Source organism: Ruminococcus flavefaciens (genome assembly GCF_900119075.1).
Lineage (GTDB): Bacteria > Bacillota > Clostridia > Oscillospirales > Ruminococcaceae > Ruminococcus > Ruminococcus flavefaciens_Q.
Genome location: NZ_FPIP01000009.1, coordinates 80633 through 105503, shown reverse-complemented (window position 1 = coordinate 105503; position 24871 = coordinate 80633). Strand labels below are relative to the sequence as shown.

At 48.7% G+C, this 24871-nt stretch carries 16 protein-coding genes and 1 other annotated feature; of the genes, 6 read left to right on the top strand and 10 right to left on the bottom strand.

Annotated elements, in window-relative coordinates; genetic code table 11:
* Positions 1-127: 127 nt before the first annotated feature.
* The 3 genes from BT105_RS12310 to BT105_RS12300 are packed head-to-tail and all read left to right on the top strand — an operon-like array spanning position 128 to position 3075.
* Positions 128-652, top strand: coding sequence for a hypothetical protein (locus BT105_RS12310; protein ID WP_072301019.1), 525 nt, complete (start codon positions 128-130; stop codon positions 650-652).
* 52 nt (positions 653-704) lie between these two features.
* Complete coding sequence (locus BT105_RS12305; protein WP_072301018.1) at positions 705-2411, top strand: bifunctional ADP-dependent NAD(P)H-hydrate dehydratase/NAD(P)H-hydrate epimerase; 1707 nt, start codon at positions 705-707, stop codon at positions 2409-2411.
* 52 nt (positions 2412-2463) lie between these two features.
* The gene (locus BT105_RS12300) at positions 2464-3075 is read left to right on the top strand and encodes a hypothetical protein (RefSeq protein WP_072301017.1); all 612 of its coding nucleotides are present in this window, start codon (positions 2464-2466) and stop codon (positions 3073-3075) included.
* Positions 3076-3390: 315 nt separating this feature from the next.
* Here BT105_RS12300 and BT105_RS12295 read toward each other — a convergent pair whose 3' ends face one another.
* A complete protein-coding gene (locus tag BT105_RS12295) occupies positions 3391-4506 on the bottom strand; it encodes a dockerin type I domain-containing protein (RefSeq protein WP_072301016.1) in 1116 nt (371 codons plus the stop codon).
* A gap of 326 nt (positions 4507-4832) precedes the next feature.
* Here BT105_RS12295 and BT105_RS12290 point away from each other — a divergent pair, with 326 nt between their 5' ends.
* Positions 4833-5927 carry a DUF3810 domain-containing protein gene (locus tag BT105_RS12290; protein WP_072301015.1) on the top strand — a complete coding sequence of 365 codons (1095 nt, stop codon included), beginning with the start codon at positions 4833-4835 and terminating at the stop codon, positions 5925-5927.
* A 458-nt stretch (positions 5928-6385) separates the two neighbouring features.
* On the opposite strand, the gene asnA is transcribed toward BT105_RS12290, so the two are convergent.
* The 8 genes from asnA to BT105_RS12245 form a co-directional block, all read right to left on the bottom strand.
* Complete coding sequence (asnA, locus tag BT105_RS12285) at positions 6386-7396, bottom strand: aspartate--ammonia ligase (RefSeq protein ID WP_072301014.1); 1011 nt, start codon at positions 7394-7396, stop codon at positions 6386-6388.
* A gap of 166 nt (positions 7397-7562) precedes the next feature.
* Positions 7563-8933 carry an asparagine--tRNA ligase gene (asnS, locus tag BT105_RS12280; RefSeq protein WP_072301013.1) on the bottom strand — a complete coding sequence of 457 codons (1371 nt, stop codon included), beginning with the start codon at positions 8931-8933 and terminating at the stop codon, positions 7563-7565.
* Between the two features lie 74 nt (positions 8934-9007).
* Positions 9008-9327, bottom strand: a binding site (T-box leader).
* Positions 9328-9887: 560 nt separating this feature from the next.
* Complete coding sequence (locus BT105_RS15375) at positions 9888-12065, bottom strand: leucine-rich repeat domain-containing protein (RefSeq protein WP_072301012.1); 2178 nt, start codon at positions 12063-12065, stop codon at positions 9888-9890.
* Positions 12066-12367: 302 nt separating this feature from the next.
* Positions 12368-15661 carry an SbcC/MukB-like Walker B domain-containing protein gene (locus BT105_RS12270; protein ID WP_072301011.1) on the bottom strand — a complete coding sequence of 1098 codons (3294 nt, stop codon included), beginning with the start codon at positions 15659-15661 and terminating at the stop codon, positions 12368-12370.
* Entirely contained in the window at positions 15658-16794 is a 1137-nt protein-coding gene (locus tag BT105_RS12265) for an exonuclease SbcCD subunit D (protein ID WP_072301010.1), read from the bottom strand. The genes BT105_RS12270 and BT105_RS12265 overlap by 4 nt, the downstream gene beginning before the upstream one ends.
* A gap of 469 nt (positions 16795-17263) precedes the next feature.
* Entirely contained in the window at positions 17264-18094 is an 831-nt protein-coding gene (locus BT105_RS12255; RefSeq protein ID WP_072301008.1) for a hypothetical protein, read from the bottom strand.
* 10 nt (positions 18095-18104) lie between these two features.
* Positions 18105-19154 carry a DUF4367 domain-containing protein gene (locus tag BT105_RS12250; RefSeq protein WP_072301007.1) on the bottom strand — a complete coding sequence of 350 codons (1050 nt, stop codon included), beginning with the start codon at positions 19152-19154 and terminating at the stop codon, positions 18105-18107.
* Between the two features lie 5 nt (positions 19155-19159).
* The gene (locus tag BT105_RS12245; RefSeq protein ID WP_177243985.1) at positions 19160-19672 is read right to left on the bottom strand and encodes an RNA polymerase sigma factor; all 513 of its coding nucleotides are present in this window, start codon (positions 19670-19672) and stop codon (positions 19160-19162) included.
* A 512-nt stretch (positions 19673-20184) separates the two neighbouring features.
* On the opposite strand from BT105_RS12245, the gene BT105_RS12240 reads away from it, so the two are divergent.
* Together BT105_RS12240 and BT105_RS12235 are read left to right on the top strand one after the other, a co-directional pair.
* Complete coding sequence (locus tag BT105_RS12240) at positions 20185-21777, top strand: flotillin family protein (protein ID WP_072301005.1); 1593 nt, start codon at positions 20185-20187, stop codon at positions 21775-21777.
* A gap of 285 nt (positions 21778-22062) precedes the next feature.
* Positions 22063-22923 carry an AraC family transcriptional regulator gene (locus BT105_RS12235; protein WP_072301004.1) on the top strand — a complete coding sequence of 287 codons (861 nt, stop codon included), beginning with the start codon at positions 22063-22065 and terminating at the stop codon, positions 22921-22923.
* 75 nt (positions 22924-22998) lie between these two features.
* On the opposite strand, the gene BT105_RS12230 is transcribed toward BT105_RS12235, so the two are convergent.
* Positions 22999-24870 carry a hypothetical protein gene (locus BT105_RS12230; RefSeq protein WP_072301003.1) on the bottom strand — a complete coding sequence of 624 codons (1872 nt, stop codon included), beginning with the start codon at positions 24868-24870 and terminating at the stop codon, positions 22999-23001.
* Position 24871 lies beyond the last annotated feature (1 nt).

Genomic DNA, 24871 nt, shown 5'->3' with positions numbered 1-24871 from the left:
GCGAGCGTAACTCGTCCCTACAAACATAAATCATGATTTTTTCACATTGGCAGTTGAATTTTTCATAAAAATATGTTATGATATAAAGTACAGCTTTAATAAAAAATATATGAATGGAGATAAAATAATGGATAATTTTGCAGAACAGCTTGTAAAAAAGAACGAGACAGCTTCTGATAAAACAAGGCGTATCATGTTCATAATCGTGGGTATCCTCTTCACACTGGCGCTTGCAGGTCTTTCTGTGCTCCAGCTGGGCAATCCTATCATGTCCCTGCTCGGCTTGGTACTTGCGGCAGCAGCAGGCTACGGCACCTATCATTTCGTACAGAATACCTACGTCGAGTACGAGTACACCTTCACCAACGGCGAGCTTGACGTGGACAAGATAATCGCCAAGAAGAAGCGCCGCGAGATGCTTTCCACAAATATCCGTCAGTTCACCGACTTCGGCAAATATAACGACGGTATGGAGGAATCCGCAGACATGACCGTTATCCTTGCTACGGACAACATCGCTTCTCATGAGTATTATGCGGATTTTACCGACGAAAATGTTGGCTCGGCGAGACTTATCTTCGCACCCGACGAGAGAATGCTCGAAAATATAAAGAAAGCTCTTCCTGCAAAGCTGAGAACTAAGCAGCAGTAACAGGAATTGTATAAAAAATTCGGCGTAAAACGCTAAAGGGGAGGTCATTTATATGCAGATAGTTACACCAAAGCAAATGAGCAGACTCGAAGAGCGCTCCGAGAAGCTGGGCGTGTCCAAAAGACAGCTCATGGAGAACGCAGGCGGAAAGCTTGCAGAGCTCATCGAGAATTACTGCACCGCAGAGGCAAAGCTGAAGCCCGAGTACTGCTCGGTAGTATTCCTTGCAGGTACGGGAAATAACGGCGGAGACTGCTTCGCAGCGGCGGATATCCTTGTCTACAAGGGCTACAGGATAACTATTATCCATATAGGCGGACTTCCCAAAACTCCGCTGGCGCAGGAAATGCTCAGCAGACTGCCCCGTGACCGCATAACCTTTATCGAGGGCTTCCGCAGCGGCAATGTTGAGGCGGCTATCGAAGCGGCGGAGCTTGACTACATGACCATACAGCCCAAGAGCTCGGACAGCTCCGACGGCAAAAAGGAGCACAATCCCCTCGATGACATACTCCTTGCCGAGAAGAACCGCATGGGACTTATCAAAGGCGCTGTCGTAGGCGCACAGGTCCTTGTGGACGGCGTTTTCGGAACAGGCTTCCACGGACAGCTTGACAAGGACACAATGGGCATTTTCGGCATAGGCTCGGGAGCTTACCGTATTGCGGTGGACGTTCCCAGCGGCGGAAACAGCTCCTCGGGTACGGCAGCCGTGGGCATATTCAAGGCTGACGAGACTATCACCTTCGGATTTATAAAGTCGGGAATGTCACAGTTCCCCATGAAGAAATACTGCGGCAAGGTAACAGTTGCGGACATCGGTATCCCAGAAGAAGCGCTGAGAATACTTGACGGCGAGAGGAAATACTACCGTATCGAGAGAAATTTCCTTGCCTCATATCCGCCCAAGCGCAGCAGAGATGCTCACAAGGGCGATTTCGGAACTGTCCTTGTTATCGCAGGCAGCTCCTCAATGCGCGGTGCTGCGGCATTTGCCACGCTGGGAGCTCTCCGCAGCGGCGTAGGACTGGTTCGTCTGGCTTCTGTTGAGAAGTGCATAGACACCGTATCCGTACTTGCTCCCGAAGCTACATTTCTGGAGCTTGACAGCGATGATTACGGCTATATGCTCTATGATTCCAGCCGCGAGCCCCTTGAAGAAGCCATGAAAAAGGCTGACGCGATAGTTATCGGCTGCGGCATGGGAGTAACTCCCGACACTATCGAGCTCACCAAATTCATCACTCAGAATGCTCCCTGTCCAGTAATTATCGACGCAGATGGAATAAACTGCATAGCTAAGGACATAGATATTTTAATGAAGAAGCGCACGGACATCATCATTACTCCCCATATGGGCGAAATGGCAAGGCTTCTCAGCTGCGACACGGAGATGATAGCTGAAAACAGGCTCATTGCCGCTGAGAAGTACGCTGAGCAGTTCGGCATAACCGTTGTCCTCAAGGGAGCAGGCACTGTGGTGGCAGACAGCCACTCCACAGCCGCTAACCACACAGGCAACGCAGGTATGAGCGTGGGCGGCAGCGGCGATGTGCTGGCAGGCATGATAGGCGCTGCTGTAGCACAGGGCTGCGGCATATTCGACGGAGCCTGCGCTGGCGTTTATATGCACGGACTTGCAGGCGATAAGGCAGCTCAGAAGCTGGGCATGGAGGCTATGCTGCCGAGGGATATCATCAGCAATATCTCCGACGCTTTCAGTATTCTAAAGGAAAAGAAGAGAAATATGACTGTATAAAAGGCGGTCGGATGTGAAAATGTATTTTCATTACTTGATTGGAGCTGGTAACATGAAAAGGATATTCACATTCGTACTGACTATGGCTATGGCGCTGTGCCTTGCAGCCTGCGCTGTGCCGACAGGGGGCGGGAGTTCCCGAAAGAACGGTCTCGGCAATGCTTTTTCGGCAGTTGTGGGCATAACTCTTGACCGACTTGAAGCCGAGGGCGAGATAAAGCGCTACGGTGAGGGCGTATGGGAGATAGAGTTTTCTCAGCCAAATACTCTCAGCGGCGTAAAGCTGGAATTCAGCGAGGGAAATGTGCTTGCCTCCTACAAGGGGCTCAGCTTTTCCGTGCCCCAGTCGGCAGTGCCTGTAAAGGCAATGATGCTCAATCTCATAAAGGCTGTTGAGGACAACGCAAAGCTTGCGGAGCTCAGCGGCGAGGAGAGCGACGGTATGCTGAAAATAAGCGGCAGTCTTGACGGCGGAGACTACACTCTCACAGTTGACAAGGACGGTCTGCTCAGCGGCTTTGAAATGCCAAACAACAAGCTGACCATGAAGTTTTCGGAGATGAAGACTGCTGAGATAACCATAGAGCAGTCGGCTTCGGAGACCTCTGCAGAGACTGCAACAGAAGCAGTATCCACAACAACCACAACTGCTAACGTACAGTAAAAGCAAACCGCAGGCTATGCCTGCGGTTTTCAGTTTGTCAAAAAAACATATCATTTAAGGAGACGCCCTCACTTGCAGGGCGTCTCCTCTTCAAAAACAGTCCACCGGACTGTTTTTGAATTCACCTCTTGCGGAGCGCCTTCGTATCTCGGGGCGCTGCCCCAGGCTAACCGCCCCAGCCCCTCTGTCGCTTTGCGATATCTCCCCACACTGTGGGGAGTCACCCTGCAAGGGCTTTCAGCCCTTGACCTGACCAAAGGGACACAGTCCCTTTGGAATCCCATTCATAGGTAAAACGACTTTTACGATTACCCCTTATTTAAGGAAATCAGGGAGAGAAGCCTCGCCGCCTGTTGCTGTGAATGCATAATAGGACAGGATAGCCGACGCGTCGAGGGCGTTCACAGCTCCGTCCTTGTCAACGTCAAGGTGTTTGAGCTGGTCGGCAGTATAAGCTCCGCCATTGTCGGTCTGCACCTTTGAGTAAAGGCTCAGAGCTTCTGAAGCGTCAACAGCGTCTATCTTATAGTCGCCGTTGCCGTCGCCGAGGCTTATGATGTATGGAGAAACGTCAAAGCCGACCTGCTCTGAGTATTCCTTGACGGATACGGGAAATGCCCAGCCAAGAGCTTCGTCCTCCACAAAAATGACAGGTGTTATACGGTTCCCCTGACTTTTTGCAATGTCATAGAGACTAACGCCGCTGTAAAGCTCCATTGTGGGGTTCTCCCAGAAATGCTTCCTATCCAGCTGTGATTTTACCTTGCTTATATCGTCCTTGCTCTTTAAGCCGTAGACCACAAGATAGTCGGTCCTGTTGTCCTTGCCTGCGTTTAATACAACATCAAACTTAACATAATCATCGCAGAGAGATTTTCCGTCGGTGCTGCGGGTGTAGGCGTTGAGGATTTCTTCCTTTTTTTCAAGAGCGTCTGCAATGTCAGTGACAGGCTGGAGGTCAGGCGGTGTATAGAGGTTTATCTCGGTTATTATGTCAGAATTCAGAGCCTTTTGATACTGCTCGTCTGTGAGAGAACATACTATAGACGGGGTAAACTGGCTGCACCATGCGGCGGAGGGCTCAACACCCAGCTCGCTGAGTATCTCTGCTGACTTCTCTGCGAAGGCTTCCTTCAGCATATCAAGGCGAATTCTCTTATAATAATCTGTGACCATTTTCTCGATCTCTCTCTGGTCGCTTACAGTATCATACAGCGAGTACTGATAATCGTGAGTTTTTTGAGAAACGATCGTGTCTATCTCCGAGGTGTCGATATTCTTATAAAATATCCAGTAATTCTTTGTCTGGGCAGTTTCTTCCGAAGCCGCAGTTTCAGGAGCGGTCTCTGCTGTCACAGCAGTCGGGACTGCCGTCAGAGCTGTCATTGAAAGAGCAGCTGCAAGAACAGCTGATAATAGCCTTTTTTTCATAAGATGACCTCCTTTTGAATGTATATTAACGATAGAGATGGTTTCTTCTTTCTATTAATTAGACGTTTATGCTCTTGAAATCTCTCACCTTTTTCGCAAAAAAAGCCGAAATTTGTACGCCTGCACAAAATATTTCGATAGATTTGTGCAAGTATACAGTGGCATATGGGCGGATAATATCCGCCCCAGCCATTAGCCATTCATATTCTCAATAAGCAAATACAGTACTGGGATTATTTTCATAAAACTGTTTTTTATTGATTTGTTGCCAAATATGTGATTTTGTGCTATACTTAAAGAAAAACTATCCTTTCGGGAGGTCAGCCGTGAAAAAACGATACAGCGTTCCGCTGATACTAATAGGACTAATGATAATCATAAACATTATCGCACGTTTCAGTCGTCCCTTTGCGGACTTCTACGTCACAAAAATATTCCCCCACATATCGGACTGCATATCCTTTGTCAGCGGACTTTTTCCATTTTCGCTGGGAGAAATGCTGACAGTCGCCGCTGTAGCTCTTGTAATATTCGGCATACCGCTGTTTCTTATCCTGCTCATTTTCGCAAAGGGCAGACGTAAGAAAATAGCAGCATTTGCAGGCACATTCGTCCTGTGGATAATCTGCTACGTCACCGTTACCGAGACCATGAACTGCTTCATAATGTATCAGTGTACGCCGTTTTCGGAGAAGTACTTCCCCGACTCCCACGAGCACACCGACGAGGAGATAACGGAGCTCTACGGGGCGCTGATAAAAAAGTGCAATGAGCTTGCAAAGGAAGTTCCACGTGACGACGAGGGCTGCTTTACTCTTACCTGCGATTTCAACAGCGAAGCACGGACAGCCATGAAACGTGCAAGTGAGAAATACCCTCAGCTCCGCGGCTATTATCCCAAGGCAAAGCCCATACAGTTCTCATACTTCATGAGCCAGTCCAATCTGACGGGAATATATCTCCCCTACACTATCGAAGCCAACTACAACGACGACATGGTAAGGGCGAATCTGCCCTCAACGGTCTGCCATGAGCTTGCTCATCTTAAAGGCTTCATACAGGAGGACGAAGCCAACTTTATCTCATTTGCCGCGGCTACAGGCAGCGATAATGTGGAGTTTCAGTACTCAGGCTACCTTGACGCTCTTGAGTACGTACATAATGCCGTCTGGGAGAACGAGATAGAAACGGCTATGCCTCTTTCGGAGTATATCTCAGACGAGGTCCTCAGCGACTGGTTCAGATTCATGCCTGAGAATTACTGGGAAGAGAACGCCTCAAAGGAGGTCATATCCACCGAAGCAGTCAGCGAAGCCTCCACCGCAGCGATAGATACCAATATCCGCATGAACGGCAGAGACGACGGTATCCGCGCATATTCCATGGTGGTGAATCTCCTGCTGGACTATTATTATCCGTAATAATAAAAACCTCCCGAAAGGATCTGTCTTTCGGGAGGTTTTTCTGCATAAATCAAAATTTAAATTTGTAGGGGACGGCGTCCTCGACGTCCCAATGTAGGGGGTGATGCCTACATCGCCCCGTTAAGGGACGCCCTCACTTGCAGGGCGTCCCTAATCGGGCTCGGCACCCTCTGTCAGCAAAGCTGACATCTCCCTGCACAGCAGGGAGTCACCCTCTCAAAAAACAGTCCACTGGACTGTTTTTTGATTCACCCCTTGCGGGGCGCTTTGTAACTGTGGGACTTTGCCCCACACCCTACCAGAGGCGCTGCCTCTGACCTAACAGGTACGTCCCCTCTGTCGCTTCGCGACATCTCCCCATTTTATGGGGAGTCACTCCGCCAAAGGAACACAGTCCCTTTGGAATCCCATTCATGGATTCCACAAGTAATTACGCTAAATTCTGATTTATAATATCAAAGCAGTGTGATTCCGTTTTCTGCGCACTTTGCTATCATGTCATCTGGCCAAATTGAGGACTGAACCTCGCCGATATGCGCCTTTTCAAGCATGAACATACAAAGTCTTGACTGTCCGATACCGCCGCCGATAGTGAGCGGAAGTGTGCCGTCTGCTATCATCTGATGATACTTGTACTGCATTCTGTCCTCTGCGCCGCACTCTGCAAGCTGCTTTTTCAGTGACTCAGCGTCAACACGGATACCCATTGAGGATATCTCCAGTGAATCGTCAAGCACCTCGTCCCAGAAGAGGATATCGCCGTTGAGAGCCCAGTCGTCATAGTCGGGAGCTCTGCCGTCGTGCTTCTCGCCGCTGGCAAGCTTGCCGCCGATACCCATGAGGAATACCGTGCCGTGCTCCTTAGTGATAAGGCGCTCACGCTCGTGGCCTGTCTTGTCGGGATACATATCCTCAAGCTCCTGAGTTGTAATGAAGTAAGGCTCGTCGCATACCTTAGCTGCAAGCTGTGGATAGCGGAGACTTACCTTGCGCTTTGTATAAGCGATTGCCTTTACCAGTGACTTTACAGTATCCTTAAGGAACTGGATATTTCTCTGGTCCCGTGTGATGACCTTTTCCCAGTCCCACTGGTCAACGAAAATTGAGTGGGTATTATCTGTATCGTCATCACGGCGGATAGCGTTCATATCTGTGTAGATACCCTCGCCCGGATTATAACCATAGCGATAGAGTGCCATACGCTTCCACTTTGCAAGTGACTGGACTACCTCTGCTTCTGCGGCGATCTCCTTGATATCGAAGTCGACCTTGCGCTCAACGCCGTTGAGGTCGTCGTTTATACCGCTGCCCTTTTTAACGATAAGGGGAGCAGATACTCTGTCCAGAGTAAGAGCAAATGAAAGAGCCTGCTGGAATACGTCCTTGATATATTTGATAGCGTGCTGAGTTTCTCTCAGTGTGAGGACTGATTTATAGTCCTTGGGGATATACAGCTTTTTTGACATAGAGATCACTTTCCTTTACATTAAGATATATTTAACAGAAAACAGCGCCATTGATGCTTTCTGTGCTGCACGTTTTTAATTAGGGAACGCCGCCCTCGGCGTTCCAATATAAAATTTTTTTGCGGGACGCCGAGGGCGGCGTCCCCTACAAGTGCTTATGGCTGAATTATCTGATAGAGCCGACTGTTCTCGGGAACAGTATTACGTCGCGGATATTTGCCATGCCTGTTGTATACATGATAAGTCTCTCGAAGCCCAGACCAAAGCCGCCGTGAGGCACTGAGCCGAACTTTCTGAGGTCGAGGTAGTCGCTGTAGAGGTCGAGATTCATCTTTCTCTCGTTCATTGCAGCGATAAGCTTCTCGTAGTCAGCCTCTCTCTCGCTGCCGCCGATTATCTCGCCGACGCCCGGTACAAGGAGGTCAACTGCCGCAACGGTCTTGCCGTCGGGATTCTGCTTCATGTAGAATGACTTTATCTCCTTCGGATAGTCTGTTACGAATACAGCCTTCTTGAATACCTTCTCGGAGAGGTATCTCTCGTGCTCTGTCTGGAGGTCGCAGCCCCACTCTACAGGATATACGAAGTTCTCGCCTGACTTCTTGAGAAGCTCGATAGCCTCTGTATATGTTACTCTTGCAAAGTCGTGGGAGATAAGCTCCTCAAGACGAGCGATAAGTCCCTTTTCAAAGTGAGCGTCAAAGAACTTCATATCGTCAGGACAGGTATCAAGGAGCTTGCGGATAACGTATTTCAGCATATTCTCAGCTATCTCGATAACGTCGTCGAGCTCTGCGAAGGCTACCTCAGGCTCAACGTGCCAGAACTCGGCAAGGTGCTTTGGAGTATTGGAATTCTCGGCTCTGAATGAAGGACCGAAGGTGTATATCTTACCCATAGCCATTGCAGCCATTTCGCCCTCAAGCTGACCTGATACGGAAAGACCAGCCTTTCTGCCGAAGAAGTCGTTAGCGTAGTACTCCTCCTCGTTCTTGTAGTCCTTGCTGTAGCCGATAGTAGTTACCTGGAACATCTCGCCTGCGCCCTCACAGTCGCTGCCTGTGATAAGGGGAGTATTTACATAAACGTAGTTGTGTGTCTGGAAGTACTCGTGGATAGCAGCAGCAAGCACTGAACGTACACGCCATACTGCATTGAATGTATTCGTTCTGCCTCTGAGGTGAGGGATAGTACGGAGAAATTCAAGTGTGTGTCCCTTTTTCTGGAGAGGATAATCTGTAGGAGCGTCGCCCAGTACGGTGATACCCTCGGGAACAGCGTTTATCTCGACAGTCTCGTTTCTGCCCTCAACAGCAGTACCTGTTACCTTTACGGACATACCAACTCTTGGCTCCTTGTAGTCGCTGTCGCCCTTGTCAACTACGACCTGTACGTTTTTCAGTGATGTACCGTCGTTTACCTCAACGAAAGCCACGCTCTTGGAGTTACGCGATGTACGTACCCAGCCGCAGACTGTTACTTCCTTGCCTACATAGTCCTTTGTGGAGATTATCTCCTTTACGTCGATGTGTTTCATAAGTGTTCTTCCTTTCAATATATAAGAATATATTATGCAGGACGAGCATAAATACAAAAAGCCCCGTCCTGAAACTACAGGACGGGGCATAATACCCGTGGTGCCACCTGAATTACCGCAAAAGCGATCACTTTTGAGCCGCTGTAACGTGCGGAATACGTCTCCCCTACTCGAATACCGTTTGATCTCTGAGCCATTTACACGCAATGTCACTAAAACACACGCTGCCCCTTTCAGTCACACAGCCCTCTTCGGAACTTGCCACTTGATCCGGCACCCTTTGGGTTTGCTGCTCGGGAGTGTTATTCACACAGACTCTGATATGCGGCTCTCACCCTGCCCACACTCTCTGGGAACGAAATCCTGCGCTACTTCTCTCCGTCATCGCATTTATTTGATGTTTGTATTATAGCACTTATAAAAATGATTGTCAAGTGCTTCGTGGAAAAATATTTCATTCTTTTCACATTACTGTCAGATAATCTCCCTGTATTTCATATTTTCGAGCTTTTTCACACAAAGCTTTCCGAGCATTTTCACTTTGCAATATGATAATTTACAAAAAAGGGGTGTATATTATAAACATGGAAACAAAAAAAGTTCAATTAAGACAGTTTCATTTTTCTTCACTCCCTCTATAATGTAAAAAACCGAGAGATAACCATGATACTTATAAAGAAGTTTTATGCTTATTATTGAGAGAACCCCTTTTGAAAAAGGGGCTTCTCTCAAACTCTCTCCCTAAAACTTTCAGTTTTATTTTTTCTCATATAGGGCTCGCTCTGTTTTTTTTCCGGGGTTTTTTTATTTTGGGCGAGCCCTATATGAGAAAAAATCAGCTAAAAAAGTCTTTGGAAAGGGGTATGGGGGAAAGCCTTTCTTCAGAAAGGTTTCCCCCATAATTAACTATAATCTTCTATATAAGTGTTTATGTTATGCTCTCGGTTTTTGCTTTCATATAAACAGTGTACTGAAGCCGTGCTCCTTGGCATAGCGCTCAGCTTTTTTGCGGTTGACCTGTTTAAGTATCTTTATGGTCTGCTTGTGACCTTTTTTAATGTTTTCAAGTGGGATATTCTCGTCCTCGAACTCCATTATCTGGATATTGCAGAGGCTCTCGCAGCCGCAGAAGGCGTCTTCCTTGATATCCTTGGTGTTCATGCTTATCTTGAGATCCATAAGATTCTGACAGCCGTAGAAAGCCCAGTTGCTTATGCTCTTGATAGTCGGCGGGATAGTTATGGACTCCAGAGACCTGCACCATGAGAATGCGCTCTCGCCTATGGCAGTAACGGAATTGGAGATGATTATCTTTTTGAGGCTGTAGCACTCTGAAAAAGCCGCGCTGCCGATGTCCTCAACAGAACCTGAGATAACTATTCTTCTCAGTCTCTTGCAGGAGAAGAACATGAGGTCGCTTATTCTCTGGAGATAAGCAGGAAGAACCACGTTTTCAAGGCTGTTGCAGCGTCCGAAAGCGCCCTTGCCTATCTTCTTGACAGATTCGGGCAGATTCAGTTCCTTGAGCCTCAGGCACTTGAGGAAGGCATTTTCGCCGATAGATTCGAGATTCTTGGAGAATACCACCTCTTCAAGGTTGAAGCAGTGGCAGAATGCGAACTTATCCACAACGCGGATACTGTCGGACATCACTATCTTCTTCACGGTCTCATTGCCGCGGAAAGCATACTTGCCTACCACCTTGACCTTTTCGGGGATAACGATAGACTCGGTAGTACCAACATACTTAACGAGAGTGCCGTTCTTGTCGATAGCCATGTTGTTGACGTCGTCTATCTCGATATTCTCGTCGTTTATAAGGTCGCCGTACTTCTCATAATCATCGTCGTCATTTTTGTGATGCTCATATACTTTGGGTATTTCGAGCTTCTTTTCTTTTTTTTTTTCTTTCTTTTTTGGTGTTTCGGGCTTCTTTTCCTCAGCTTTTTCTTCCTTTTTTGGAGCTTCGGGCTTCTTTTCCTCAGCTTTTTCTTCCTTTTTGGGAGCTTCGGGCTTCTTTTCTTCAGCCTTTACTTCCTTTTTGGGAGCTTCGGGCTTCTTTTCTTCAGCCTTTACTTCCTTTTTGGGAGCTTCGGACTTCTTTTCTTCAGCCTTTACTTCCTTTTTGGGAGCTTCGGGCTTCTTTTCCTCAGCCTTTACGTCCTTTTTGGGAGCTTCGGGCTTCTTTTCCTCAGCCTTTTCTTCCTTTTTGGGAGCTTCGGGCTTCTTTTCCTCAGCCTTTTCTTCCTTTTTGGGAGCTTCGGACTTCTTATCACCAAACTTCTCCTTATCCAGCTTTACGGGAGCGGGAGAAGTGTCTATTTTCTTCTTATCATGGAGAATATCGGGCTTTTTGTCAGCATTGAACTTCTCCTTTTCGGACTCGGGAATGGAGTCCATTATCTTCTGCGCAAGCTCGTCGCCGTCGTCAGTACGGACAGCCTTGCTCTGCTTTTTCTCGCTTACAGCTTCTTTTTTCGGCTCAGCCTTTGGCTCTGCATGAACAGCAGACTTGGTCTCGGCAGCCTTTGGCTCTGCATGAACAGCAGACTTGGTCTCGGCTGGCTTCTGCTCTGCTTTAGGCGCAGGCTTGGTCTCGGCTGGCTTCTGCTCTGCTTTGGGTGCAGGCTTAGTATCGGCAGGCTTCTGCTCTGCCTTGGGCGCAGGCTTGGTCTCGGCTGGTTTCTGCTCTGCCTTTGGCTCTGCATGAACAGCAGACTTGGTCTCAACTGGCTTCTGCTCTGCCTTGGGCGCAGGCTTGGCCTCAGCTGGTTTCTGCTCTGCCTTTGGCGCAGGCTTGGTCTCAGCAGGCTTCTGCTCTGCCTTTGGCGCAGGCTTGGTCTCAGCTGGCTTCTGCTCCGCTTTAGGCGCAGGCTTGACCTCAGCTGGTTTCTGCTCTGCTTTAGGTGCAGGCTTGGTCTCAGCTGGCTTCTGCTCTGCCTTTGGTGCAGGCTTGGTATCGGCGGGCTTTACCTCTGCTTCTGCCGACTGGCGAGCCTTGACAGCTCTTACCTTTACGACCTTTGCCTTTTTCGGAGTCTTTCCGCGCTCATTTTTTTCAGCGCATACAGGGCAGCTGTCATATTTATCAGCATCGTAGAGATGCTTCTCGGGACATTTTGTCATTTTCATTTTGCTATCACTCCATAGGGTAGTTCTATGCGTTGTTTTTTAAGAAAAAATGAATTCAACAATATAATTATAGCATTTCATTAAGCAAAAATCAACAAAGCGGATAGTCCGCCTCTAAAATTTGTAAATAATTACAAGTATCTTCCGTAATATCCCCCTGCAAACGCGGATTTTCCGCTTACAGATTTGGAATAATTTGGATAAAATGCACAAAGTAAAAATATTGTTATAGCAGCGCTCTATATAAGAAAAGCTGAGAGCCGATGCCGCCGCAAGCGGCTCATAACTCTCAGCTCTCAGCTCTAAACTATTATCTCCGCATTGCTGCCGCCGTTTTTGTCCTTGCGGACTACTATCTGCTTGTCGATACGATGTTTCAGCGCCTGTACGTGGGAGATTATTCCCACAAGACGTCTGCCCTCTGACAGACCTGCAAGAGCACAGACCGCCTGCTCTATGGAATTGTCGTCCAGCGAGCCGAAGCCCTCGTCCACAAACATGGTATCGAGCTGTATGCCACCTGCGGAGCACTGTATCTCGTCGGAAAGTCCCAGTGCCAGTGAAAGCGAAGCCTTGAAGGACTCGCCGCCTGACAAGGTTTTCACGCTGCGCACCGAGCCGTTGTAATGGTCGATAACGTCAAGGTCAAGTCCCACCTGAGTGCGCTTGTCCTCGAATTCCTCACGCCTTTTGAGGGTGTACTGCCCGTCGGACATTACCTTCAAGCGCAGGTTAGCTCGGCGGATTATCCTGTCAAAATAGGCGGTCTGGATATAGGTCTCCAGCATGAGCTTGCTCTGGTCGGAGAGCTTTCCGTTGGCTGTATCCGAGAGATTTTTCACCCATGCATAGCGCTTTTCAAGCTCCGAGAGCTCCGCAGAGCCGTCGGTGATGTTTGCAAGGGCTGTTTTATTTATGGTCAGCCTTGTGTGAAGCTGGCGAAGCTTCGCAGTAAGGGCTGCTTTTTCGGCTGTGAACCGCGATTTTTCGGCAGTTTCCTTTTCACCGTCAAGATCTCCGAAGTCCGCAAGCTGCTCCGTAAGCTGTTTCAGTCTGCCTGCAATTCCCGAGCACAACTTTTCGCCCTCGTTTACGGCAGTTTCAGCCGCTTCGTAAGCCGCCTTTATATCAGCACATTTCTTTCGCAGAGACGCTGCGTATATCTCGGCATTCTCGCCGTTCTCAAAACGCAGTCTGCCGCGGAGCTCCGCAAGCTGACGCCCCAGCTCCGCCAGTCTCGTATCGGAAGCCGCTTTTTTCACGGTAAGCTCGGTGATTTCGGTACTCAGGCGGCTGATGAGCTGCTCTGACTGTGGTATGAGCTTTTCAAGCTCCGCCTTATGGAGAGCCTTTTGGTTTTCCTCGGCTATCTTCGCGGAAATATCCGTAATTTTCGCATTCAGCAGGGTTCGCTCCGAGGCTATTTTCTCACGAACATCGTCAAAAGCGACGCCCTCCATGACCTCAGCAGCTTTCTTCTCAGCGTCCGCGAGAAGCCGCTTCACACCGCCGTCAAGGGTATCCCTGCGGCTGCGGAGCTCCGTTATACTGCGGTCTGTTTCCGCAACAGCCGCCATAACGCCTGTCTGCTGCTTTTCAGCAGACTCCGTTTCGCGCCCCAGCCTTTCGCGCTCGGCTATGAGCTTGTCCGCCTCTGTCAGCTTCTTTTCCAGCTCGTTGAGCTGCTCGATACTGCTTTGCAGCTCCGTGGCGCAGTGCTCTGCGGCTTCTGCCATATCGCAGTCAAGAAGCTCCCTCACCTGTGATGTCAATGTCTTTTCCAGTTCATTCGCCTTCGCCCTTGCGGCAGAAGCTTCAGCGCTGCGCTTTTCTGCGAAGCTCCGCGCCTGTTCAAGCTGCTTTTTCAGCTTTTCCAGCTCCGCCTCTGTGGGGGCATTGGTGCATTTTTTCGCAGGCGCAGGGTGCTCCCGTGAGCCGCACACAGGGCAGGGCTCGTCCTCGCGGAGCTGCTCTGCAAGGACACCTGCACGGTCGTCAAGAAAGGCTCTGTAGCCCTGTTCATATCTGGCTGCAAGTCGGCTCGCCTTTTCTGCGGCTTCGCTGTAGAGCTCCGCCGCCTCCTCGTATTCGCTGCCGCGCTTCTCGCTCTCGGTTATATCCGCGGACAGCTTTCTCAGCTGAGCGCTTCTGCTTTTCAGGCTCTCCTCGCTGCGCAGGAGCTTTTCTTTCTCCGCACCGCAGCTCTCAAGCTCGCCGCGGCGCTTTTTCAGCTCCGATATCTCTTTCGTCAGCAGCTCGCACTGCTTCACCAACCTGTCATGCTCGGAGCTCTGCTCCTTCAGCTCGGCGGCTGCCCTTTTCAGCTCTGTGCTGCTGTTTTCGTATTCCGTTATCTGCTCCGCCAGCCTGTACAGCTCATCGCTGCGTCGGCTCAGCTTCTCGCGCTCCGCGTCCAGCTTCGCCTTGTTCTCGCCTGTGCCGCCGAGAGCTGAAAGCTCTGCTTTCAGCGTTTCCAGCCGCTTCTCCGAAGCGGCTTTCTCGGCGGCGGCGCTGTCAAGCTCGGATACGGCATTGCCAAGGGACTTCTTCTCCTCGGCAAGGAGCCTCTCCTGCTCAGCCGCACGTTCATATTCCGCCCTTTCAGCTTCTACAGCCGCCAACTCCGCCATAAGCTCAGTCACCTTTGACTGACGAGCCTTTTCCGTTTCGTATTTGTCCGCAAGGAGCTTCTGGCGCTGCTGAGCTTCACTGAGCTCCTTGGATGTGCGGTCGCGGTCAGCTTCTATACGTGCTTTTTCCTCTGCCTTTGCAAGCCTTGCACTTACGGCTTCAAGGCTCTTGTCAAGCTCCTCGCTTTCGCGCTCGCACACCTCAGACTGAGCCTTGTCACGGCTTATGAGCTTGTTCATCACATCTGTGATATACTCCAACGGCGGCATTTCCTCGCGGAGCTTTTCCACCTCGGAAGCAAGCTCGTCGTCCTCGGCGCAGACTATGCCCTCAATGTACTGCTTCAAGCCCTCACGGAGCCTGTCACAGCCGCTTTTCAATGTACTGCTCTGAACTCTCAACGCCTCCTGCAATGTCTGGTAATTCTTGGTCTTGAAGATATGACGCAGTATCTCGCGGCGCTGTGTGGTGTCCTCGGTTATGAGCTTCATGAAATCGCCCTGCGCTATCATGGCTATCTGCTTGAACTGCTTTTCGCTGAGCCCTATGACCTCGGCAACTGCTGCGTCAACGTCCCGTTTGCCCGAAACTGCCCTGCCGTCGGGATATGTAAAAACGGCGTTTGCAGGCTGCTGTGCAACACCGCCGCCGCGCTTCGCCTGTCGGGTATAGGACGGGTTGCGGTTTACGATGTAGCGCTTGCCTGCGTAGTCGAAAACCAGCTCCACATACGTCGGAGTATCCAGCGAGGAATACTTCGAGCGAAGCATAGAATCGTCGTCGCGGTTCACGCCGCTGGCACTGCCGTACAGCGCATAGGTTATGGCGTCGAATATGGTGGTCTTGCCTGCTCCCGTATCGCCTGTGATAAGGTAAAGTCCGCTGTTTCCGAGAGCTTCAAGGTCAAGGACCGTTTTTTCGGCATATGGTCCGAAGCCTGATATTTCAAGTTTTATCGGTCTCATGCTTCTTCCTCCCATATCTTCTCTATCAGCGACTGAGCAAGCTCACGTTGCTGCTCTGACATCTCGCCGCCGTTGGCAAGCTTGTAGAACTCCTCAAAAAGCTCGATAGGCAGCCTGTTGTCGGCGTCGGCTGTCTCGATACTGCCGTGGGAGCTCCTTGTGCGGCGGTTATCGTATTCAAGGCTCATTATATTGGGGTAAACAGCGCGGAGCCGTCCCATAGCCTCGGGGATATCCTCCTCGTCGGTTAGCACTGCATGGATATAGTCCTCGGTATTACCTGCGGAGCTGCACTCCTTTGAGCATATGCAGTCGAAGCTGCCCCTCACTACACGCATATCACGGAGAGGTCCAAGAGGGACTGTTCTTACGGTGATATCGCCTTTTACACCGAAGTCCACAACCGTTACGGACTTCTCCTGATTCGCCTCGGAAAATGAGTATTTCAGCGGAGTTCCGCAGTAGCGTATCCTCTCGTCGCCCACATTCTGGGGACTGTGGATATGTCCCAGCGCAACATAGTCGAAGCCGTCAAATGCGGAGCTGTCCACATTGTCTGTACCGCCTACCGATATCTCCTCGGAGTCGCTTTTCTGAGCTCCCGTAACGAACTGGTGAGTAATAAGGATATTGCGCCGCGAAAAGTCCGCATTCATGGCGTCAACTGCGGTATTCACGGCGTCGGTGTAGGTCTCTATTTCAGTATCAGGGAAGAACCTTCTTACGCTGACAGGCTTGATAAATGGCAGCATATACACGCCGAAGTCTCCGTACTCGTCGCTTAATATAGTAGGTACGATATTTCCGTCGTACACAGGCGACATATGTATGCCGCTTTTCTCCATGATATGAGAGCCGAAGGCTATGCGCTCCGCAGAATCATGGTTGCCGCTTATGACAAAGATATGCTTTGTCTGCTCCGCCGCCTTTGTGAGGAAGTCGTCAAAGAGCTTAACAGCCTCCGCAGAGGGCACGGGCTTGTCGTAGATATCCCCTGCGATAACGATGATATCGGGGCGCTCCTCTGATATTATGCTGTATATCTCGCGGAGAATGAACTCCTGATCCTCAATAAGCGAGAATTCGTTCAGTCTCTTGCCGAGGTGAAGATCTGATAAATGGATAAGCTTCATACATAACCCCCTTAAATCATAATTTACATTTGTAGGGGGCGATGACCACATCGCCCCGTTAAGGGACGCCCTCACTTGCAGGGCGTCCCCTCTCAAAAAACAGTCCACTGGACTGTTTTTTGATTCACCCCTTGCGGAGCGCCTTCGTAACTGTGGGGCTTTGCCCCACACCCCACAAGGGCTGTCTGCCCTTGACCTGACCAAAGGAACACAGTCCCTTTGGAATCCCATTCATGGATTCCACAAGTAATTACGCTAAATTTTGATTTATCTACATTAATTATATAGCGTTTACACTGCATTGTCAACGCAGTCAAGACAAAAAAATCCCCGTCCGAGTGCTGCGGATAGGGATAGATTAAATATTTGATTTGCCGATTCTTGAAGCTGTCATATACCGCATATGCCTGACGCCCGTGCAGATGAGCGCTAAGCTGCCGCAGCATATTTACCGTTTGTCCCCCTTGGTTCAGCTCCGTCCGTTCTTTTTATCACGCAGGAACAACGCCGCTGCTCCTGCACTGCAAAGTGCCGCAAACGTCATTACAGGCGGCTTATCGCCTGTATTCGGTACGCTTTTGGCTCCTACAGCCTTTGTGGAAGTTGCCGCAGCAGCTTTTGTGGTACTCGTTTCCGAAGTCCGAGCATATGCTGCGCTCTTTGTCTCTGTCGCCCTCTTGACCATAGTCTCTGAAGCCGACGTGGTCATCTTTGATGTAGTCACACCTGTGTTTTTCACAGTTGTTGTCACTCTTGTGGTGGTCGTAAGCCTTGTGTTAGTCGTCACCTTTGTTGTTGTGGTGGTGGTCGGCGTAGTTGATGTTGTCGTAACAGGCTTCTCATCTACCCATACGCCCGAAGCCGTATTCTCCGCTGTCTGGGTGAATACCTCGTTTTCGCCGTAAAGAGCTCCGTTTGCGTAGTGAACGCAGACCACTCTGTAATAGTATCCGCCCCGAACATTTACGGCATAGCCGTCCAGATTGTAATACTTGGTATTTTTCGCCGTTTTGTCTCCGACAGTCACTTCGTCCTGCCAGTTTCTTCCGTCACTGCTTCGCTGTACAACTATATTCTTGAAGCCGACCTCGTTCATCTTGCCTGATACCTGAGTTTTCGCAGATATCTCAAGAAGCCCTTTGCCTGCTGAGGAACATCTTACAGAGCATTTTTCAATTAGTCCGATAGCCCTCTGGTACTGCTCATAGTAGCTGTTATCCACCGATACAGCGTTCATCTGTACAGGTGCGCCCACAAGCAGCAGTCCTAAAAAGGCAGCTGTAATGTATTTCTTCTTCATTCCGCCGCCCTCACTTCTTTATGAATTCCGAGGGATACGGAACAAAGCCTTCAGCTATTACTTCCAGCTCGTTGTAGTTCACTCCCGAGCCGTGGAGAGTATAGACCGTATTGCCGTAAACGAACACCGCTGTACATTTCCTTGAATCGCCCATTATAAAGCCGCTTATCTCTTTGCCCCTGAATATATCATAGGAATCATCATCACTGGGAACGAGAACATTCGGCAGGAGCTCTTCGGAATAGTATTCCTCAACGGTGATATCTATCTTTGAAGCTGAATTCTCAAATGTGAAATAGCAGTCGTTTGAGTCCTTGAGCTTCTCATTATGGAAATCGGTGCAGGTCATGCTGCCGAAGTCCGTGGGCAGCTGAGTCGGATAGCACGGATATATACCGACGGTCTCGGCTTTGGTGAGCATCTCCTCAGCCATTCCGACTGCTTCCTCATCACATCTGCTAAGCATATTTGCCATAGGGCTGTCGCCTGCGGGAACAGGGACAGTTGTCGTAGAAGCAGGAACGTTTGTAGCAGTTACAGCAGTTGCATATGTGCCCGGCACTGTAGTTGTAAACATTCCTGACACCTGAGTTGCGGCAACTGTGGTCGTAGTAGTATAGATACCCGCAGTCGTAGCTGTGGTAGAAGCTGCCACAGGAGCCGCAGGATCAATGTCCCTGAGCTGGCTGGTGTCTATACTGAAGCCCGATCTTGCCATATTTATCATTGCTTCAAATACGTTTGAGCCGTATGTTCTGAGGGTGTAGAAGTTGAGTCCGATACAGAGCGCGAAGCAGGCGCTGAGGACTGCCGCCCATTTGCGCAGCAGTACGATCCTGTGTCGTTTCTTTCTTGCCGCTGCCTCTGCGAGGACTTTCTCCGCTGGAACAGGCTGCGGAATTTCTTCGTCATTAATATCGACCATAGCGTTGGTGATTTTCTCAATGGCATCAAGATCACGCTCCTCTAACGGCTTGGCAAGCTCCTCATTCAGAAGGGCTTGCAGATCGTCAAGCATATTCTTATCAGAAAGCTTATCTGTGATAGCTTTTTTCTTCAACGGTATCACTCCTTATCCATGATAGCGTCCGCGGACCTTTTTCCTGCGGCGCGAAGCTTCTTTTTTATCTTGTGTATCTTTCTGTAGAGTGCGGGCAGGGACAATCCCAACCGCTTTGCCGCTTCGTTTCGTTGTCCGTAGTCGCTGTCGTAGTAGAGCTCAAGAAGCTTTCGCTCGTCGGGCCCGAGAATGTCCAGCAGGCTTTCGTCTGTGTCGTCAAATCCGCCGCTGTCTGCGATATTCATCGCCTCAGCGCTCTCTTCGAGGCTGACCGCAGGGGGACTCTTTCGCAGGAACGTCTTTATTACGTTGTCTGCCGTCCTGTACAGCCATAGTCTTATATTGTCGGTATCCTCAAGCTTTTCGTGCTTCTGAAAGAATACCACAAACACCTCCTGTGTACAGTCCTCTGCGGAATGGTAGCTGTAGCCGAGCTTCGCGTAGCAATAGCTGAATATCTCGCGGTAGTACCTCTCTATTATCAGCGTGCAATGTTCGGGCTCTATCAACAGCTTCACTTCCTTCCGCCGATAAGCTTCTCGTAATATAAATGTCGCAGAAATGCACACTTTTTTCCGTCAAGCCTTATCTTTGTACGCCTGCACAAAAACTGCGGCAGTAATTTATATATTATTGCCGCAGATGTCATGCTATAATATTTTACCACTTCGTCAGCCTTTTGTCAATCACATTGTATATACATATTTATGTCAATATTTCGCAGAGGAGATGTGTTCGAAAACTGTAATCAAACTGTAATAATTAGCCGAAGAGGATAAAATCGGGCTACAGCTACAGTTCTGAGTTCTTGAAACTATTTAAAAGGTTCATATGAACTTGTTTTTGTGATATTATCTTCTGTGCATTATGCATAAATGCAAGTTTATATCTATACAAGCTGTAATGATTTGTGGCATATTGACAAAGTCATAAAAATAATATATAATACTATCATGCGGTCGAGATAAGTCGAACGCTGTAAAACAAGTGCTCCGCATAAGCACATTTTTAGTATGATATGGAGGTTTATATGTTTGACAACATCAACTGGGGAATCGTAATCCCTGCCGGAATCGGCATCATCCTATTACTCATTATAATATTCACAGGTTACATAAAGGCTCCGCCGGATACTGCGTACATCATCTCAGGTCTGAGAAAGAAGATCATAATCGGTAAGGCAAGCATCCGCATTCCCTTCTTCGAGCGTGTGGATAAGCTGAAGTTACAGCTTATCGCCGTTGACGTAAAGACTTCAAGCGCTGTTCCTACTGCGGACTACATCAACATCAACGTTGACGCTAACGTAAACGTTAAGGTCAGCAGCGATCCTCAGCTCATCAAGCTGGGCGCTGAGAACTTCCTTAACAAGGACACAGCTTATGTTGCAAAGGTTGCAAGAGAGGTTCTTGAAGGTAATATGCGTGAGATCGTTGGTCAGATGTCTCTCGAGGCTATGGTCAACGACCGTAAGGCTTTCGCTGAGAAGGTTCAGGAAAACGCAGCTCCTGACCTGAACAGAATGGGACTTGAAATTGTTTCATTCAACGTTCAGAACTTTACCGACGACCAGAACCTTATCGAGAATCTCGGTATCGACAACACCACAAAGATCCAGAAGAAGGCTGCTATCGCAAGAGCTGAGTCTGAAAAGGAGATCGAGATCGCCAAGGCTCAGGCTAAGAAAGAAGCCAACGACGCTAAGATACTCGCTGAGACCGAGATCGCTCAGAAGAACAACGAACTGGCTATCCGTCAGGCTGAACTCAAAAAAGAAGCTGATACACAGCTCGCTATCGCTGACGCTGCTTACGAGATCCAGAAGGAAGAGCAGCGTAAGTCTATCGAGGTTTCAAAGGCTAACGCTAATATCGCTGCTTCCGAAAAGGACGTTGAGCTCAAGGCTCGCGAGGCAGAGGTAACAGAAAAGGCTCTCGAAGCTCAGATCAAGAAGAAGGCTGAGGCTGACCGCTACAAGGCTCAGCAGGAAGCCGACGCTAAGCTCTATCAGCTGAAGAAAGAGGCTGAAGCCGATCGTTTCCAGCGTGAGCAGGAGGCTGAGGCTCAGAAGGCTGAGGCTGAAGCTCAGAAGTACGCCAAAATGCAGGAGGCTGAAGGTATCGCTGCTGTAGGTAAGGCTGAGGCGGACGCTATCCGCGCGAAAGGTCTTGCTGAGGCTGAGGGTATCAACGCTAAGGCTGAGGCTATGAAGAAGTACGGCGAGGCTGCTGTGCTTGAAATGTACTTCAAGGCTCTCCCAGAAGTTGTTAAGAACGCCGCTACTCCTCTGTCGCAGGTCGACAAGATCACAATGTACGGCGAAGGCAATTCCAGCAAGCTGGTTGGCGACATCATCGACTCCACCACAAGGATCACCGATGGTCTTACAGCGTCTACAGGCGTTGACATCAGAGCTCTGCTGGCTGGCTTCCTCGGCGGCAAGATGGCTGCTCCAAAGGCTGCTGCTCCCGCAGCTCCCGCACAGGACAGCTCAGATAACGGCGACTACGTATACAGCTACGACGAAAACAGAGACGCTCAGGATCACACCGACGACGAAGATACTCAGTACTATACTGATACAAACTCTGAGTTTGACGGTGAAGATACACCGGAGCAGTAAAATAAACTCATTTCCCCCGATGATATGCGGTCATCGGGGGTTTTTGTCGTACTGACGTATTATGCCCTTTACAAAGCAGTTTTTATACTAACAATCGCTCTTTCCATATTGCGCAAAATTTGGTTGGTCTATTTGTATAGTTTTCACAAAGTTATACAAAAAGCATTTACAAAATACGGCATATAGATTATAATGGTATTAACACAATAGATAAACGCATGAAAAAGACAGCAATATTTGGTCAACACCATTGCTAAAACGAGCCTCAGAGGGGGGGCGATATACATGATAAAACATCTTTCGGGTGACTTTGAGACCGTTGAGTATGACACTCAAAAATATGCCATGCTCTATGATAATGTCCAGAACGAAGAGTACCCCGTGCACTGGCATAACGCAGTCGAACTCATTATGCCTATCAAAAATGAATACACCGTAACTGTCAACGCTATGGACTATCTCGTACCCGAGAATGATGTTCTCATCATTCCGCCCGGCGAGCTCCACAGTATGCCCGCTATCCCGGGAAGACGTATAATCTTCCAGTGCGATAACAGTATACTCGGCGAGATATCCGCTCTTGAGCCTGTTATGCGTTCGCTGAATGCACCTGTCCTTATCAATGGTGATATGGATAAGGAGCTTCACGTACTGGCTAAAAAGACAATGCTGGATATCCTGTCGCTGTATAACTCAAAGTCCGAGCTGGCTGACGTTAAGATATACGTCAAGGTCATCGAGCTGTTTATGGCACTCCGCGAATATCAGCTGGAGCAGCAGAAGATAGTTATGGACTGCGACGACGAGAAGATAGACGAGTACAGTGAAAAGTTCGGTACAGTTCTCAAGTATATCGACAATAACTTCATGTACGATATCACTCTGGAGCAGCTTGCCGACGTTGCAGGCTACAGCAAATACCATTTCTCGCGTATATTCAAGCAGTATAACTCAATGTCATACTTGCAGTACATAAATGCAAGACGTACCAAGGCAGCAGAGCTTCTCCTGCTCGACCCGAGCATACCTATTACGGAAGTGGCTATGCGTTCGGGCTTCAAGAGCCTGACCACCTTCAACCGTATCTTCAAGGAGATAAAGCACTGTACGCCTACGGATTTCAAAAAGCTTTATGCATTAAGGTAAAACAAACCGCACATCTTACGATGTGCGGTTTTTATTTATCCTTCTGTTGTTCTTATCTGTCCATAGTTAGATATATCAATCGACTTTATTGATGTTGATCTGTCTGTACTCGGGGAGCTCAACGCCAATTTCATCTTTAAGCACGGATTCAAGCTTATCTACGTCTATCTGATAGTTTTCAGTGTTTTTAGGCTGCATTTCACCTTTTTCATCAGTCTTGTATTCATTGCACTCCACAAAACCATCCATGTAAATAAAGTAATCCACAGTTCGCATTTTATTATCATCAAGCTTGAATACCAGGTCAACTCCATACACTAATCCCCCAACTATATCATCAGATCTTGTCGGTTGAAGCATTTCTTTGAAGTCGTTTAAAAGAAAATCATCAAGACCGATCACACCTTCATCGCTTATCGGAGTAAGACCGTCTGCGGTAGCATAGTACAGCTTTGCCCTCTCAAAAACTTCTGTGGGAGCTTCGGCTTTATACTTTGCAAGTATCTCCGTTATCCCCTTGTCAAAGGCTTCATAATCAACACGGTAAAGCTGTACGGATTCGGGTTCAATAACTTCTCCGTAACCCTTCACATAAGTAACCTTTTGTACGTTATAAACTGCATATCCTATCTCCATAACGGCAAGACCGTATAATTTATCCTCGCTTCTCCATTCAAGACTATGAAGATTCATTTGTGATCGATTTTTCTCTTCTTCTGAAAGCTGATCATCAGATATCTCTTCGCCCCAGTTGAAGTTATTAAGGAAATCGGAAAGATTTGCACGGACATCGTCTGAAAGCTCACCGTATTTGGCGTCATTTGCATTAAAAGTATAATCGAGCTTTCTGAAATCACCGAATGGTGATACGTAATTTGCATCCTCGGCAATTATCGCTTGTATACCGCTGTCAAATGCGTTAAAATCTATCCTGTAACTACGGCTTTCAATAAAATGATCCTCATCTGTTTCCAAATACTCAATATCTTCGTTGTAAAGGACATAGCCGGTTTTCGACACATGAATATTACAATTAACCGGCGGAGTATCTCCCTTTGTCCATGTTATAGTATATTTTTCGTAAAACAGATCCTGTAAGCCAGTTTCGTCGTCATTTTCCGCCTCTGACATATCCAGCTCCTCGCCCCAGTTGAACTTATTGAGGAAGTCAGACAGCTTCGCATATGTCTCTGCTGAGTATTCGCCGAATTTACCGTCTTGTGCATCCAAGCTGTATTCGAACTCACTGAAATCCCCGAATGGTGTTGGAGCGTCTGCCTGAGCCAGAATTTCCTGTACTCCCCTGTCAAAGGCATCTAAGTCTATCTTGTAGCACTTGCTGCCTATAGTCTCCATAGCGCCTGACTCAAAGCCCATCATGCTCTCCTGATAGGTCACAAAGCCGTCAACAGAAATATAGATATCGCAATCAACCGGCGGTGTATCGCATCTTGTCCACTTGATATGGTATACCTTTGCGTCCTGCTCTTCCGTTCTTGTCTCGTATTCTGTCAGCTCCTCGCCCCAGTTGAATTTATTGAGGAAGTCAGAGAGCTTTGCGTAGGTTTCGGGTGAGTATCTGCCATTTTTTCCGTCGCCTGCTTCAAATCTGTAATCAAATTCGCTGAAATCTCCGAAGGGACAGCTTCTGCACTCTGTTTCTGAGACTTCGCTGCCTGACATCTGAGTGCTATTCTGTCTGTGGAGCAGGAAGCCTGTAGTTCCGATTCCGCCCACAAGCACTGCACAGGCTGCAATAGCGATGATAGTACGGATTATGTTTCTTCTCGGGTCAACGCGCTCAGCGGAGCTTACTACGTCGATGTATCCGTCATTGTCTGTATTTACGCGATTCTTCTCCGCAAGCTCGGCTGCATTTATAATGCGAGCCTTCATATCCTCCGGCATTTTTATCTTATCTGCCGCATTTTTAAGCTTTTTATCCATA